General features: G+C 37.9%; 12 protein-coding genes and 1 rRNA gene. 5 read left to right on the top strand and 8 right to left on the bottom strand.

Annotated elements, in window-relative coordinates; genetic code table 11:
- Nucleotides 1-136: 136 nt before the first annotated feature.
- Nucleotides 137-1,689: ribosomal RNA gene (locus tag ACZLO7_RS05335) — 16S ribosomal RNA — on the bottom strand.
- 289 nt (nucleotides 1,690-1,978) lie between these two features.
- The gene (locus ACZLO7_RS05330; protein WP_464938461.1) at nucleotides 1,979-2,881 is read right to left on the bottom strand and encodes a DMT family transporter; all 903 of its coding nucleotides are present in this window, start codon (nucleotides 2,879-2,881) and stop codon (nucleotides 1,979-1,981) included.
- Nucleotides 2,882-3,009: 128 nt separating this feature from the next.
- Between ACZLO7_RS05330 and ACZLO7_RS05325 the strand changes: the two genes are divergently transcribed.
- The 4 genes from ACZLO7_RS05325 (at nucleotide 3,010) to ACZLO7_RS05310 (ending at nucleotide 5,823) form a co-directional block, all read left to right on the top strand.
- Entirely contained in the window at nucleotides 3,010-3,732 is a 723-nt protein-coding gene (locus ACZLO7_RS05325) for an MgtC/SapB family protein (RefSeq protein ID WP_464938460.1), read from the top strand.
- Between the two features lie 12 nt (nucleotides 3,733-3,744).
- Complete coding sequence (locus tag ACZLO7_RS05320; RefSeq protein WP_464938459.1) at nucleotides 3,745-4,725, top strand: cation diffusion facilitator family transporter; 981 nt, start codon at nucleotides 3,745-3,747, stop codon at nucleotides 4,723-4,725.
- A gap of 93 nt (nucleotides 4,726-4,818) precedes the next feature.
- The gene (locus ACZLO7_RS05315) at nucleotides 4,819-5,529 is read left to right on the top strand and encodes a metallophosphoesterase family protein (RefSeq protein ID WP_464938458.1); all 711 of its coding nucleotides are present in this window, start codon (nucleotides 4,819-4,821) and stop codon (nucleotides 5,527-5,529) included.
- Nucleotides 5,530-5,586: 57 nt separating this feature from the next.
- Entirely contained in the window at nucleotides 5,587-5,823 is a 237-nt protein-coding gene (locus ACZLO7_RS05310; RefSeq protein WP_464938464.1) for a DUF378 domain-containing protein, read from the top strand.
- A gap of 69 nt (nucleotides 5,824-5,892) precedes the next feature.
- Here ACZLO7_RS05310 and ACZLO7_RS05305 read toward each other — a convergent pair whose 3' ends face one another.
- The 3 genes from ACZLO7_RS05305 to pruA all read right to left on the bottom strand — a co-directional run bounded on the left by ACZLO7_RS05305 (nucleotide 5,893) and on the right by pruA (nucleotide 10,095).
- Nucleotides 5,893-7,137 (bottom strand): Glu/Leu/Phe/Val family dehydrogenase, encoded by a 1,245-nt coding sequence (locus ACZLO7_RS05305; protein WP_464938457.1) that lies wholly within the window; start codon nucleotides 7,135-7,137, stop codon nucleotides 5,893-5,895.
- Nucleotides 7,138-7,230: 93 nt separating this feature from the next.
- The gene (locus tag ACZLO7_RS05300) at nucleotides 7,231-8,424 is read right to left on the bottom strand and encodes an ornithine--oxo-acid transaminase (RefSeq protein WP_464938456.1); all 1,194 of its coding nucleotides are present in this window, start codon (nucleotides 8,422-8,424) and stop codon (nucleotides 7,231-7,233) included.
- A gap of 126 nt (nucleotides 8,425-8,550) precedes the next feature.
- Nucleotides 8,551-10,095 carry an L-glutamate gamma-semialdehyde dehydrogenase gene (gene pruA / locus ACZLO7_RS05295; RefSeq protein WP_464938455.1) on the bottom strand — a complete coding sequence of 515 codons (1,545 nt, stop codon included), beginning with the start codon at nucleotides 10,093-10,095 and terminating at the stop codon, nucleotides 8,551-8,553.
- Nucleotides 10,096-10,234: 139 nt separating this feature from the next.
- Here pruA and ACZLO7_RS05290 point away from each other — a divergent pair, with 139 nt between their 5' ends.
- Entirely contained in the window at nucleotides 10,235-11,542 is a 1,308-nt protein-coding gene (locus ACZLO7_RS05290) for a sigma 54-interacting transcriptional regulator (RefSeq protein WP_464938454.1), read from the top strand.
- Between the two features lie 381 nt (nucleotides 11,543-11,923).
- Here ACZLO7_RS05290 and yugI read toward each other — a convergent pair whose 3' ends face one another.
- The 3 genes from yugI to ACZLO7_RS05275 form a co-directional block, all read right to left on the bottom strand.
- Entirely contained in the window at nucleotides 11,924-12,304 is a 381-nt protein-coding gene (gene yugI / locus ACZLO7_RS05285; protein WP_464938453.1) for a S1 domain-containing post-transcriptional regulator GSP13, read from the bottom strand.
- An 81-nt stretch (nucleotides 12,305-12,385) separates the two neighbouring features.
- The gene (locus ACZLO7_RS05280; RefSeq protein ID WP_464938452.1) at nucleotides 12,386-14,161 is read right to left on the bottom strand and encodes a hypothetical protein; all 1,776 of its coding nucleotides are present in this window, start codon (nucleotides 14,159-14,161) and stop codon (nucleotides 12,386-12,388) included.
- Nucleotides 14,151-14,708, bottom strand: coding sequence for an RNA polymerase sigma factor (locus ACZLO7_RS05275; protein WP_464938451.1), 558 nt, complete (start codon nucleotides 14,706-14,708; stop codon nucleotides 14,151-14,153). The genes ACZLO7_RS05280 and ACZLO7_RS05275 overlap by 11 nt, the downstream gene beginning before the upstream one ends.
- Between the last annotated feature and the right edge of the window lie 94 nt (nucleotides 14,709-14,802).

Here is a 14,802-nt window from a genome sequence, read left to right as displayed (position 1 = left end):
ACTTAATTTGCTTCAATGTCGTTTTATCCAGTTTTCAAAGAACAAGGTTTTGAAGATCATTTTACAATGAGCCTTCAAAACTGAACGCAAGACGTTAATCGACAGATCCAAGATCTGTTTCCGTAATTATCCTTAGAAAGGAGGTGATCCAGCCGCACCTTCCGATACGGCTACCTTGTTACGACTTCACCCCAATCATCTATCCCACCTTCGGCGGCTGGCTCCATAAAGGTTACCTCACCGACTTCGGGTGTTACAAACTCTCGTGGTGTGACGGGCGGTGTGTACAAGGCCCGGGAACGTATTCACCGTGGCATGCTGATCCACGATTACTAGCGATTCCGGCTTCATGTAGGCGAGTTGCAGCCTACAATCCGAACTGAGAACGATTTTATGAGATTAGCATACCCTCGCGAGTTAGCGACTCTTTGTATCGTCCATTGTAGCACGTGTGTAGCCCAGGTCATAAGGGGCATGATGATTTGACGTCATCCCCACCTTCCTCCGGTTTGTCACCGGCAGTCACCTTAGAGTGCCCAACTAAATGATGGCAACTAAGATCAAGGGTTGCGCTCGTTGCGGGACTTAACCCAACATCTCACGACACGAGCTGACGACAACCATGCACCACCTGTCACCAATGTCCCCGAAGGGAAAACTCTATCTCTAGAGCGGTCATTGGGATGTCAAGACCTGGTAAGGTTCTTCGCGTTGCTTCGAATTAAACCACATGCTCCACCGCTTGTGCGGGCCCCCGTCAATTCCTTTGAGTTTCAACCTTGCGGCCGTACTCCCCAGGCGGAGTGCTTAATGCGTTAGCTGCAGCACTAAGGGGCGGAAACCCCCTAACACTTAGCACTCATCGTTTACGGCGTGGACTACCAGGGTATCTAATCCTGTTTGCTCCCCACGCTTTCGCGCCTCAGTGTCAGTTACAGACCAGAAAGTCGCCTTCGCCACTGGTGTTCCTCCAAATCTCTACGCATTTCACCGCTACACTTGGAATTCCACTTTCCTCTTCTGCACTCAAGTCTCCCAGTTTCCAATGACCCTCCACGGTTGAGCCGTGGGCTTTCACATCAGACTTAAGAAACCACCTGCGCGCGCTTTACGCCCAATAAATCCGGACAACGCTTGCCACCTACGTATTACCGCGGCTGCTGGCACGTAGTTAGCCGTGGCTTTCTAATAAGGTACCGTCAAGGTACGTTCAGTTACTAACGTACTTGTTCTTCCCTTACAACAGAGTTTTACGATCCGAAAACCTTCATCACTCACGCGGCGTTGCTCCATCAGACTTTCGTCCATTGTGGAAGATTCCCTACTGCTGCCTCCCGTAGGAGTTTGGGCCGTGTCTCAGTCCCAATGTGGCCGATCACCCTCTCAGGTCGGCTATGCATCGTTGCCTTGGTAGGCCGTTACCCCACCAACTAGCTAATGCACCGCGGGCCCATCTAGTAGTGACAGCCGAAACCGCCTTTCAGCATTTTGCCATGTGACAAAATGGATTATTCGGTATTAGCCCCGGTTTCCCGGAGTTATCCCAATCTACTAGGTAGGTTGCCCACGTGTTACTCACCCGTCCGCCGCTAAATCAGAAGAAGCAAGCTTCTTCATCATTCGCTCGACTTGCATGTATTAGGCACGCCGCCAGCGTTCGTCCTGAGCCAGGATCAAACTCTCCATAAAAGTAGTTTGAAAGCTCATTAGCTTTGCTAGCGTATCATCCGAAGATGATATCTATTTTTGTTTTGATCCACCAACAGAGTTGATGTCCAAAAACATTTATTGATTAACGTCTTGCATGTTCAGTTTTCAAGGTTCATTTTGTCGTCGTTTCTTAGGCGACTTCAATATCTTATCATCATCTGTTTTCTTTGTCAATTACTTTTTTGAAAAAGTTTTTTGAGATGTTGTATTCATATTTTGTAGCACGTCTTAACGACATTTATTACTATACAACATCTTATTTTAAAAATCAATAGTTTTTTCGAAATAACTTTATTACCTTTTTTTCATCAATTACAAACAGCATAATACCAGCTATTACAATCACTCCTCCTATTACTTGAGTAACCATTAGTTTTTCATCAAATATAATGTAGGCTAAGATTGCCGCTCCGATTGGTTCAAATAGAATCGCTATTGAAAGTCCATTTATGCTCACCCATTTTAAGGACCAATTGAAAAGATTATGTCCTAACAAATTAGGTACCACAGCTAATAATACAAACCAAAACCAATCAATTGCCGGATACGGACCAAATGATCCCCCTTTTATAAGAACATAGATGAATAAAGTAATCGTACTAGCCGAATAGACAATCATTGTATAGGTCATTAAAGATAATCTTTGTCGGATATCTTGTCCGAATAATAAATACCCGGTCACTAACACACAAGCAACAAGCGCAAGCATATCACCAAAAAAAGCTGAACCACTTACCTTTAAATCCCCCCAACCAATTAATACGCAACCCATTATTGCAATAAAACCAGATGACAGCGTTTTTAAAGAAGTTTTTTCTTTAAAGAAGAAATACGTTCCGGCAAAAGCAAAGATAGGTTGTAAAGCAACAAGAACTGTCGAACTTGCTACCGAGGTGTAACGTAATGATTCAAACCATAGAATAAAATGAAACGCTAAAAAAATACCCGCAATAATTGAATATAGCCAATCTCTTCTTTTTAATTGGCGTATTTCATGCGTATATTTCATAAAGAATAATGGAGACATTAATAAAATAGAGAAAAGCATTCGATAAAATGCTATGACACCAGAATCTGCATCAGCTACAAGCTTAACTAAAATAGCAGAGGCAGAAACAGAAATGACACCTATGATGATCGGGATGTACGGATGAATAATAGGTTTTTCCAATTAGCCCACTCCTATAAAAAGTAAATTTCTCCACCTACATAGTGTACAATACGAATACTAGATGTGCCGCATTTTAATACGAGTGATTGCTACGGTATATAAAAACTAAATTAGAGGAGGATTCTTAAATGGATTTTTTATTGGAGAATAATTTAACTCATGAAATGTTTATCAAGTTGATTGTTGCTGCAACTTTAAGTTTAGTGATAGGGATTGAAAGAGAGTTGAAAAGGAAACCCGTTGGACTTAAAACGAGCTTAGTAATTGCTACATTTAGTTGTTTACTAACAATCATTTCAATGGAATCTGTTTATAACGCTAAACCTGTACCAGGCATAAATGTCACAATGGATCCACTCCGCTTAGCCGCACAAATAGTTAGTGGAATTGGTTTTTTGGGTGCTGGAGTCATTTTACGTAGAGGTAATGACAATATTAGTGGCTTAACAACTGCAGCTATGATTTGGGGAGCAGCAGGAATTGGTATCGCTGTTGGAGCCGGATTTTATGGGCAAGCCATTATTGCAGTAGTTATTATTATGATTGGCGTAGAAATCCTTGCTCCTATTTTTATGAAGTTTGGACCAAAGCGTCTTCGTATGCGTGAAGTATCATTGAAAATAAGAGTAAAAAATATACAAGATATCAATGATATATTACTATTTTTACAGAAGAATGATATGGATGTAGATAATATGCGTATTAAAGATATTCGTCTAGAGAATAATGAATTTAAGCATGAAGTTGATTTACGTTTTTCATCTCTTCCAAAAAAAGATACTATTTCATTATATAACAGCATTCGCGAACAACCTTATATAGAAGAAATAGAAATAGAAATCCTGTCTTAGAGGAGGCATTTTATGGGGAATATTTGGAGTTTATTAAAGAAAGGAAATAAACCTTCGCTATTAGCGGCAATAGTCAATTTGTTTTTAGGTGTTTTAAAAGGAGTCGCTTTCTTCTTTACCGGAAACGTTGCAATGTTCGCAGAAATGATGCATTCATTAGGTGACTCTGCCAACCAATTCTTTGTATTTATCGGCTCTGCTTTATCTAAAAAAGCACCCACTCGACAATTCCCAACAGGCTTTGGTCGCGTTGTTAACTTAGTGTGTTTAGGAGCCGTAATTATAGTAGGAATATTATCTTACGAAACGATAAAAGAAGGTTGGCATCAAATTACACATCCAACTACTTCAAATGGGATGTGGATCAGTTTAAGCGTTTTGGCAATCGGGATTGTATTAGAAGGTATTGTATTAATGAAGGCTGCAAAGGAAATCCTTCATGATTCCAATGAGACAGCTACAATTTTTTCAACCCTGCCGAAAGCCTTTTCCAATTTAAAAAGAGCGAAACCTGCAACAAAACTTGTCTTTATGGAAGATTTAGTTGCAACATTAGGTGGCATTTTAGCTTTTGTAGCTGTAGTATTCGCACATTTCACTGGATTCTTACAAGTAGAAGGTATTGCGTCAATTCTAATTGGTCTTATGATGTTCTACGTTGTCGGCGTTGTATTCTTAGAAAATGCACGTGGAGTTATTGGTGAAACGGATGAAGAAATGTTAAATCACATCGCTCATTTACTATGGGATGATAAAAATGTTCGAGATATACAAAAGTTAGAAGTTGTAAAGGAAGGCGAGTTTTTACACGTAGAATGTCTTGCTGAGATTGACCCTACTCTCACTTTTGCTGAGGTGGATGATATTCGTGATCATTTGATGAAGATTTTATTATCTCAAAGCAAAGTTTCAAAAGTGACAATTGCCTTTGATGAAGATGATGGTATTACAAATTGGAATCACATTGATGATCACCCTGATATACTGAAGTAAACGAAAAGATTGGGACGTATTGTTACTTGCACGTCAATAACATACTTCCCTTTGCTTCCCTTTATACTTAATCCATCGAAAAGAGTGTTAAAAATGCAAAAAACAATTCTAATTAGCGATATACACGGCGAACTTAAGAAGTTTCAAGACCTTTTAACGCTTGCAAATTATTCGCCAGATGAAGATCGATTAGTTTTACTTGGCGACTATATTGATCGAGGGCCTGATTCTGCTGGTGTATTAGATTTAGTCATGAAATTACAACGAAATGGTGCGATTGTTTTAATTGGTAATCACGAAAGTTTAATGGAAAAAGCATTTACAGAACAAACAGAATACGCATGGAAGCATTGGACAGAACGATGTGGTGGGAAAGAAACCTTACTTAGTTATGGCTTTTCTGAAGAAGAGGTGCAAGGGATCAGTGAAGGTGAACATTTCATTGTTCCACAATTACAATCTGCCAAGCTTGATGAGCATTTGGCATTCATAAAAAATTTACATACTTATATAGAAGATGAAGATTATATATTTGTACATGCAGGTATTGATCCTAATATCCCTGTAAATGAAACGGAAAAAGAAACACTTATTTGGATTCGCGAAGAATTTCATAACGGATACACTGGCAATAAAACAATAGTATTTGGACATACACCGACCTCTAATTTACATCAAAATGAAAATAATCATAATGTTTATTTTGGTCAAAATAATATTATCGGAATTGATGGAGGCGCAGTTTATGGCGGTCAATTAAATTGTCTAGAATTACCTAGTAAGAGCATTTACTTTATTAAATAAAAACTCGTATGATTTTCAACATCACAACACACTCTAGCTGTAGGAGGAGGTGTAATGATGAGCGTTTTACAAAGAACGGCCTTATTCTTCACTATTATCGGTGCTTTAAATTGGGGTGTACTTGGCTTATTTCAATTTGATGTTGTCGCAAGTCTTTTTGGAGGACAAGCAAGCGTTGTCTCTAGAATCGTCTATACTATCGTTGGAATTGCTGGACTTGTGAATTTAGGATTAATCTTCAGACCATCAGAAGAAATAGAGCGTTCTGAACCTCAAGTTGTTCGTACTATGTGATGATTAATATACACAAAAAAACCCCAAGAACATTTACATGCTCTTGGGGTTTACTTCTTAAGTCAACTATTATACCCAACCTCTGAAACGAGAAGCCTCAGCTGTTTTACGTACACCTACCATATAAGCTGCTAAACGCATATCGATACCACGTGTTGTTGCAACTGTATAGACATTATCAAATGCCTCAACCATTTTTTTAAGAAGTTTTTCATTCACTTCTTCTTCTGACCAGTAATAGCCTTGGTTGTTTTGAACCCATTCAAAGTAAGAAACTGTAACACCGCCAGCACTTGCAAGTACGTCTGGTACAAGTAAAATGCCACGGTCATTTAAAATTTTAGTTGCTTCCGATGTTGTCGGGCCATTTGCTGCTTCTACTACAATACTTGCACGTATATTATGTGCATTGTCCGAAGTGATTTGATTTTCAATCGCAGCAGGGACTAGAATATCACAATCTAGTTCAAGTAGTTCTTTATTTGAGATTGTATTTTCAAAAAGAGTTGTAACAGTACCAAAACTGTCACGACGATCTAATAAATAATCAATATCCAGACCTTCAGGGTCATGCAAAGCTCCGTGAGCATCAGAAATACCAATAACTTTAGCACCTAAATCACTCATGAATTTAGCTAGGAAACTACCTGCGTTACCAAAACCTTGGATAACAACACGTGCACCTTTAATGTCAATGTTACGACGTTTAGCTGCTTCTTCAATCACAATTGTAACACCTTGTGCAGTTGCGCGGTCACGACCTTGTGAACCACCTAAAACAATAGGTTTACCTGTGATGAAACCTGGAGAGTTGAATTCATCAATACGACTGTATTCATCCATCATCCATGCCATGATTTGTGAGTTTGTGAAAACGTCTGGAGCAGGAATATCTTTTGTCGGTCCAACGAATTGACTAATAGCACGAACATAGCCACGGCTTAGTCTTTCAATTTCCCCCATAGACATTTGACGTGGGTCACAGATGATACCACCTTTACCACCGCCATAAGGTAAATCAACAATACCTGCTTTTAAAGTCATCCACATTGAAAGCGCTTTAACTTCATCTTCAGAAACTTGTGGATGGAAGCGCACTCCACCTTTTGTAGGACCTACTGCATCGTTATGTTGTGCACGATAGCCTGTGAATACCTTCACTTTACCATCATCCATTTTAATAGGTATACGTACTTCTAACATGCGTAATGGTTCTTTTAAAAGTTCATACATTCCTTCATCATAGCCTAGCTTGTGAAGAGCTTCGTGAATAACCGCCTGTGTTGATGTAAACAGGTTAAGATTTTCTGCCATTTGATTTTCTCGCCTCTTTATTCATAATGTTTTTTATACTGTATAACGCAAACATTGTAACACAGTTCAAGTGTTTGTGGGATATATTTCAGCTTATTTTGTAAAGACTTTTTTAATTTTTTCAATTGCCCAATCTAATTCTTCTTTGGAAATAATTAAAGGTGGTGCAAAACGAATCACTGTATCATGTGTCTCTTTGCATAATAAACCTAGTGTCATCAACTTCTCACAGTAAGGACGTGCTAATTCATTTAACTCCATTCCAATGAATAAACCGCGACCTCTTACTTCTTTTATCGCATCATTATCAATTTTTTTCAGCTCATCCATGAAATAATTTCCTAACTCTAAAGAACGATCAGCAAGCTTTTCTTCTTTTAATACGTTTAATGCTGCAATCGAAACAGCACAAGCAATTGGATTACCACCAAAAGTAGAGCCGTGTGAGCCTGGGTTGTAGACACCTAAAATCTCTTTACTTGCGACAACACATGAAATCGGGAAAACTCCACCACCTAGCGCTTTACCTAAAATGTACATATCAGGATTTACATCTTCCCACTCACATGCGAACATTTTCCCTGTACGCGCTAGGCCAGCTTGAATTTCATCTGCAATAAATAATACGTTATTTTCACGACACAACTCACGCGCAGCTTTTAAGTAACCTGCTGGCGGAATAACAATTCCCGCTTCGCCTTGTATCGGTTCAACTAAAAATGCAGCAGTATTTGGAGTAATAGCAGCCTTTAAAGCTTCTAAATCACCGTAATCTACTAATTTAATACCAGGAAGCATTGGTCCAAAACCTCTTTTATACTCTGCTTCTGAAGAAAGAGATACTGCCGTCATTGTACGGCCATGGAAGTTCCCATTGCATGCGATGATTTCTGCTTGACCTTCTGCTACTCCTTTTACATCATAAGCCCAACGTCTTGCTGCTTTAAATGCAGTCTCTACCGCTTCTGCACCTGTATTCATTGGCAATGCCATTTCTTTTCCTGTTACTTCACAAACTAACTCATACCATGGCCCAAGTTGATCACTATGGAAAGCACGAGATGTTAATGTCACGCGGTCAGCTTGATCTTTTAAAGCTTGAATAATTTTAGGATGGCGATGTCCTTGGTTTACGGCTGAATAAGCTGACAACATATCCATAAATTTATTTCCTTCTGGATCCTTCACCCATACGCCTTCTGCTTCTGAAATAACGATTGGCAGTGGCAAATAGTTTGGTGCACCAAATGTTTCTGTTTGCTTAATAATCTCATGCGTCTTTGTCATTATTTTTCCCCCTAAAATGTAAATGCAGGCTTTCTAACAGCCAATGCCCTCTTTAAATAAGGCAGACATTTGTAATATAGTCTGCCTTTTTTATCTTTTTATCTAAATCAATTCGGTACAGATTGATTAAAGTGTCTCTGAAGTTGTTTTTGCTTGCATATGCAATTGTAAGTAATCCGGTCCGCCTGCTTTAGAATCTGTTCCAGACATATTGAAGCCTCCGAATGGTTGGTAGCCTACGATTGCTCCTGTACAACCACGGTTAAAGTATAAATTCCCTACATGGAAATCTTCACGTGCTTTTTCTTGATGCATACGATTCTTTGTAATGACTGCACCTGTTAAGCCATATTCAGTATTATTGGCAATCGCTAATGCTTCATCGAAGTCTTTTGCTTTTGCAATAGCTACTACTGGTCCAAAGATTTCTTCCTTCATCACACGCGCTTCTGGTGTCACATCAGCGATTACTGTTGGATTGACGAAGAAGCCTTTTGAGTCATCTGCTGTGCCTCCAGCAACAATACGACCTTCTTCTTTACCAATTTCAATGTAACCAGTAATTTTTTTGAATGCAGCAGCATCGATTACTGGTCCAGTAAAGTTTGATAAATCTGTTGGATCTCCAACTGACAATTCTTTTGTCAATTCTTCAACACGAGCTAACACTTCGTCGTATACATCTTCTACGATTACTGCTCTTGAGCATGCTGAACATTTTTGACCACTAAAGCCAAATGCTGATTTTACGATTGATTGTGCAGCCAGTTCTAAATCTGCTTCTTTATCAACTACGATAGTATCTTTACCGCCCATTTCAGCAATTACACGTTTTATCCAAATTTGACCTTCGTTTAATTTCGAAGCACGTTCGTTAATACGTAAGCCCACATCACGAGAACCAGTGAAGCTAATGAAGCGTGTTTTCGGATGATCTACTAAATAATCTCCTACTTCTGCCCCTGATCCTGGAATGTAGTTAACAACACCTGCAGGTAATCCTGCTTCTTCAAGAATTTCTACGAATTTGGAAGCAACTACTGGAGTCGTAGAAGCTGGTTTTAATAGTACTGTGTTCCCTGTTACTACGGCAGCCACTGTTGTACCTGCCATTATTGCAAATGGGAAATTCCAAGGCGAAATGATTACTCCTACCCCTAATGGAATATAATCATAACGGTTGAATTCACCCGGTCGACTTTCAACTGGTTGACCGTCTTTTAGTCGTAACATTTGTCGACCATAATATTCTAAGAAGTCAATTGCTTCTGCTGTATCTGCATCTGCCTCATTCCAAGGCTTACCTGCTTCTTTTGTTAATAGAGCTGAAATCTCATGCTTACGGCGACGAATAATCGCGGCTGCTTTGAATAAAACATCTGCACGGATTTCAGGTTTTACTTTCTTCCATGTATGAAAAGCTTCATCTGCTACTTGCATTGCTTTTTCAGCTAATTCTTTGTTAGCCTTTGAAACTGCGCCGATGACTTCTTCTTTATTTGCTGGATTATATGAAACGATTTGATCATAAGTTGTAATACGTTCTCCACCGATGATTAACGGATATTCTTCCCCAAGATATCCTTCCACCTTTTTCAAAGCCTCTAAATACGCTATGTTGTTCTCTTCTTTAGAGAAATCTGTAAATGGTTCATGTTTGTACGGAATCATTTGTAATCCTCCTTTGTGATGTAGGTGCAAAAATTATTTGCATTTATATTTTGTTTACACTTATAATAATGCAAAATATTGTTGCGTTTTTCAAGTAAAAAATATTTAAAATTATGAAAAAATTTTAAGGTGATAACATATGAAACCAATTAACAACGATTTAACGCCCTTTTACCGCCATGCAACAGAACACGCTTCTGTTGGCATTCATGCAGTAAATGCCAATGGGCAAACGATTATTTATAACGAAAAAATGAAAGATATTGAGGGCCTAAACTTAAAAGATGTTCAAGATCGGACTATTTTAGAGCTCTTTCAATTTGAGCAAGAAGAAAGTACATTACTTCAAGTACTTCAAACTGGAGAAAAAGTACTTAATGTCAAACAAACTTATTGGAATCATAATGGTCAAGAAATAACGACTATTAATGATACATTTCCTGTCTTTGAAAATGATGCATTGATTGGTGCTATCGAGTTTGCTCGTGATATTACTACACTTGAAAAGCTCGTTTACCAACCATTAAGACGTTACGGAGAACCCATTACGTTTTCGACTATAACCGCTGTTTCTCCGCCTATGAAATTAGTTGTTCAAACAGCTGAAAAAGCTGCAACAGCAAGACTCCCAGTACTTTTAATCGGTGAATCTGGCACTGGCAAGGATTTAATTGCCGAAGGCATTCATCATAATCTGGATCCTGTTAATCAACACTTCATCACTATTTTTTGTCAGCGTTCAGATTCAGTCATCTTAGAAAAACTATATGAAAGTACAAATTCACTCCAAAATTGCACGATATTCTGTGAACGTATTGAATTTTTATCTTTGGCATTACAGGAAAAGTTATTACGGTTATTAGAAGAAAACCATATGGGAAATCATATGTTTATCGCTAGTATCGGTGGTGACCCTGTAGATTTAATCGCCTCTGGACAACTGCTAAAAGAACTCTATTACTTTTTCGCAGCCGTCACGATTAATGTGCCACCATTACATTCAAGAAGGGAAGATATTAAGCCATTTATTGAGAATTCCCTGAAACGTCATCGCCAACGTTTCGGCTCTAATATTCAAGGCTTGTCTAATGAGGTAAATGAACTTTTTCATCTCTATGATTGGCCGGGGAATTTAAAGGAATTAGAGATTTTGCTTGAGGAAATTGTCTCAATGGTAACGACAGAAGAATTGATTACATTTGAAATGCTACCGCTTCACTTTAAATGGAAAGTGCAAGCATTGCGTGACTCTTCACACGATGCATCCTATTTTGTCGTACAAAATGCAAAGGAACTACTACCACTTGATGAGTATTTACGTGAGGCGGAAGAATACTATTTGCAAAAAGCATTGAATATGTATGAAGGAAATATTACAAAAACAGCTAATGCCCTTGGAATGAGTAGACAAAATTTACAATACCGAATTCGAAAAATGAAGAAATAAAAAAGAGTCCACATTTAAGTGAACTCTTCAGACTGTAGACAAACTAGAAGAAATCCGAGTTTGTTTACGGTCTTTTTATTTTATAATATAGATAGATAAGACCGTTGATTTCCGCTACGGTGGACGCTTTCCGTGGGCGGGTGCCAAGCTGCTTCGTCACTACGTTCCTGCAGGGTTTTGGACTGTCTCGCTTTTCCCGCAGGAGTCACCACCTCTGCTAATCGACTACACATGTAATAAAAACAATTCTTTTGAAGCGATGGAAAATCTAAAAGAAATTAAATAACTAAAATAACAAGAGACTTACGGGATAAGACCATTTTGAATGCCTTTTGTCGACAAATTGAAGAGAGTTCACATTTTAGTGAACTCTCTTTTCAATTAACCTTTTATACCTGATTGGTCTATCCAATCCTGTAACTTTTCTTTTAATGAATTGAAACCAACTGCATCTTTTTCGTCAACACGCGCTTGTAACGATTTTCTTGGTGCATTTTCTTTGCGTTTCATTGGTGGGCGTTCCTGCAGTGCACGAATAGATAAGCTGATTTTACTTGCATGTTCATCGATTTCAAGTACCTTTACTTGTACTTCCTGTCCAACCGATAAAAGTTCTGCAATGTTTTTTACGAAGCCGTACGTAATTTCAGAAATATGCACAAGTCCTTGGGTATTTTCGTCAAGAGCGACGAATGCACCATAGGGCTGTATTCCTGTTACCTTACCAGTTAACACATCTCCTACTACATATTTGTCTGCCATAAGCCCTTCCTACCTTCTGTAGCTATATATACACTATATTCATGTTAAATTATAACATAGTGGTATAGTACGGGCAAAAAATCACTTTGTTGGATTTAATGGTATACGCCATCCATTTTCTTCTTTCACTAATTGAAGGTCCAGTGTCTTTTCTCCATGTCTCTCTTCTCCTGATTGGAAAGTCCAAGTTACTAAACCTACTTTTCCATCTTCATAATCTGTGTCTTGTATAAATAATACACTTTTAAATTCTTCACTTAGTTTCATATTATTAGTTATAGTAGATTCCATTAGATTTTTACTCTGCCAAATTTGGTCTTTGATTAACTGTTTATTTAGTTGCCCATACGCCTCATTTTTGGCCAGTAATTTGTAAAATGATTCAAAATCATCCATTTGGATTGTATAAAAGTATAAGCCTGCAATTTCAATAGCCTTTGCATTTTTTAAGATGGCTTGCTCGTGTTTCTTGGAAAAAAGACGATACAAACTTTGAACATGATTTTCAAATTCTACAGTGACATCTGTCGGCATTTCAAAATATGGACCTTCAAATCGGCTATCAGGTACTGAATTAACTTGATCGACATAAAGCGCGTTATTTAAAGCTGATTCAACATCAGAAAAATCGAAATACTCCCATTTTGTAGACGAGTTCCATTTCGACGCTTCAAATTCCTTAACGATGGGGTATAGATAAGATTTCGATGGCGTAGTGTATGTTCCATTCTCCATTAATATATTCCAAGCTTTACGATATACCTCTTCTACTTTCCCATTAGCGTCAAATACCGGAAATTGATCTGACCCTTTTACTAAATAGTATGCCATATTGATGTAGTAACCTTTATATACATCTAATAATCCTGTTTCTTCATCCTTGTAACTCATTGTGTTTTCAAATTGGACTAATATTTTTGCTGTTTCTTCTGGAGAAAACGCTAAAGATCCACCTACAGTATAAGGCTCTCCATTCATCATCTCTAAATAGCCAAGCATCCTTTTTGTTATAACATTCTCTAATTGAGAAATAACTGGCTTAGTATCAAATCCAAATATCAATTCTGATTGAACTGATCTCAACACTATATTTTGTTCCTCTGCCATTTGTAAGGCTTTTTGAAATTCTTCAGGTAATTGCTCTTTTTCAGCTAAAATATCTTGAACATCTATCGCTCCACCTTTTTGTAAAGCTTTTAACTCATCATAATATTCGATTAGAAGGCTATTTAAATAATCTTTTAATACTATCATCTTCGAGCGATAGTTGGGTACGGTATATTCACCTCTATCTGGAAATTCCTCTTTAGATTGTTTAACCAACGTTGAGATAAGATACGTTGGTGGCATTATTTCTCTGATTAGTTGCTTGTATTCAAATTTTGCATTCTTCTTATCTAAAGTTACCTCTGTGTATTTATTATCCACAAGTATATCTTTATAAAATCTAAATTGGGCATCAGCTGATTGTACGAACTTCAATTCTTTAAAACGCTTTTCTGTCATATGCAACGATTCACGTGATTGCTCCCTATATTTTGGATAACCTTCTATTAACTCTTTATAACTGGCCTCAAACGGCTGTATTTGTGGTGTTGGTGTTTGTCCTTGTTTTAATTGATGGTCATTACCGTAGAGCATAATTATACTGATTATCCCGATGACAAAAAGACTTGCTACTTCAACAAGCCAAGTTGGTAGATTGCTCGACTTACTAAATGCAGGTTTTTCTATTATCATGTTTTGTTGCTCTATCTTGATTTGTTCCAAAACTTCTTGTTGTTGAAATTTTGATGGCACCTTGTCATACGATTTTTTCAGTAACTTCATACGGTCTTCGAATTTTTTATCGTCCACTTTTGACACCCCCGTTCTTTGATAGCACTTTTTTGAGTTGCTCTTTAGCACGTAGAAGCCGTGTTTTGACTGTTGATAATGGTGTATTTAACACTTCCGCAATTTGTTCGTATGTTAGTTCATGAAAGTAATAGAGTACGATAGGATACCGGTATTTTTCATCAAGTTGCAAAATAGCTTGATGTAGTTCTTGATCCTCTTCAAAGACTAGAATTTGTTCTTCAGCTGAAGGTATATATGTATGGTTCGAACTGTTTTGTGTAAATTTATGTTCCTTCGCCACTTCTCGAGATTCCTTACGATAATAGTCTCGTGTTGCATTTAAGGTGATTTTATATAGCCAAGTTGTAAATTTCTCATGATTAAATTGGTGTAAAAAGCGATATAGCTTTATAAATACTTCTTGGGTGACATCTGGTATGTCGTGCGTATGAACACCACATTGAAAAGCAAACTTTTCAATAGTCCGATGATGTAATTGCATAAGTATGCCATATGACACCAAATCACCACTTTGCGCTTTGGTGATTAGTTCTTTATCTGTCATTGTTCCCCCTCACTCTCTGTTGTTCTGTATGTGATACGACCAAACTTTCAATTTTGTTTCATAAAAATTCTATACTTTTTCTAATTGACTGATG

This window comes from Viridibacillus sp. d25.2 (assembly GCF_055456015.2).
The sequence above is the reverse complement of the archived record's forward strand: the minus strand, read 5'-3'. Positions and strand labels throughout refer to the sequence as shown.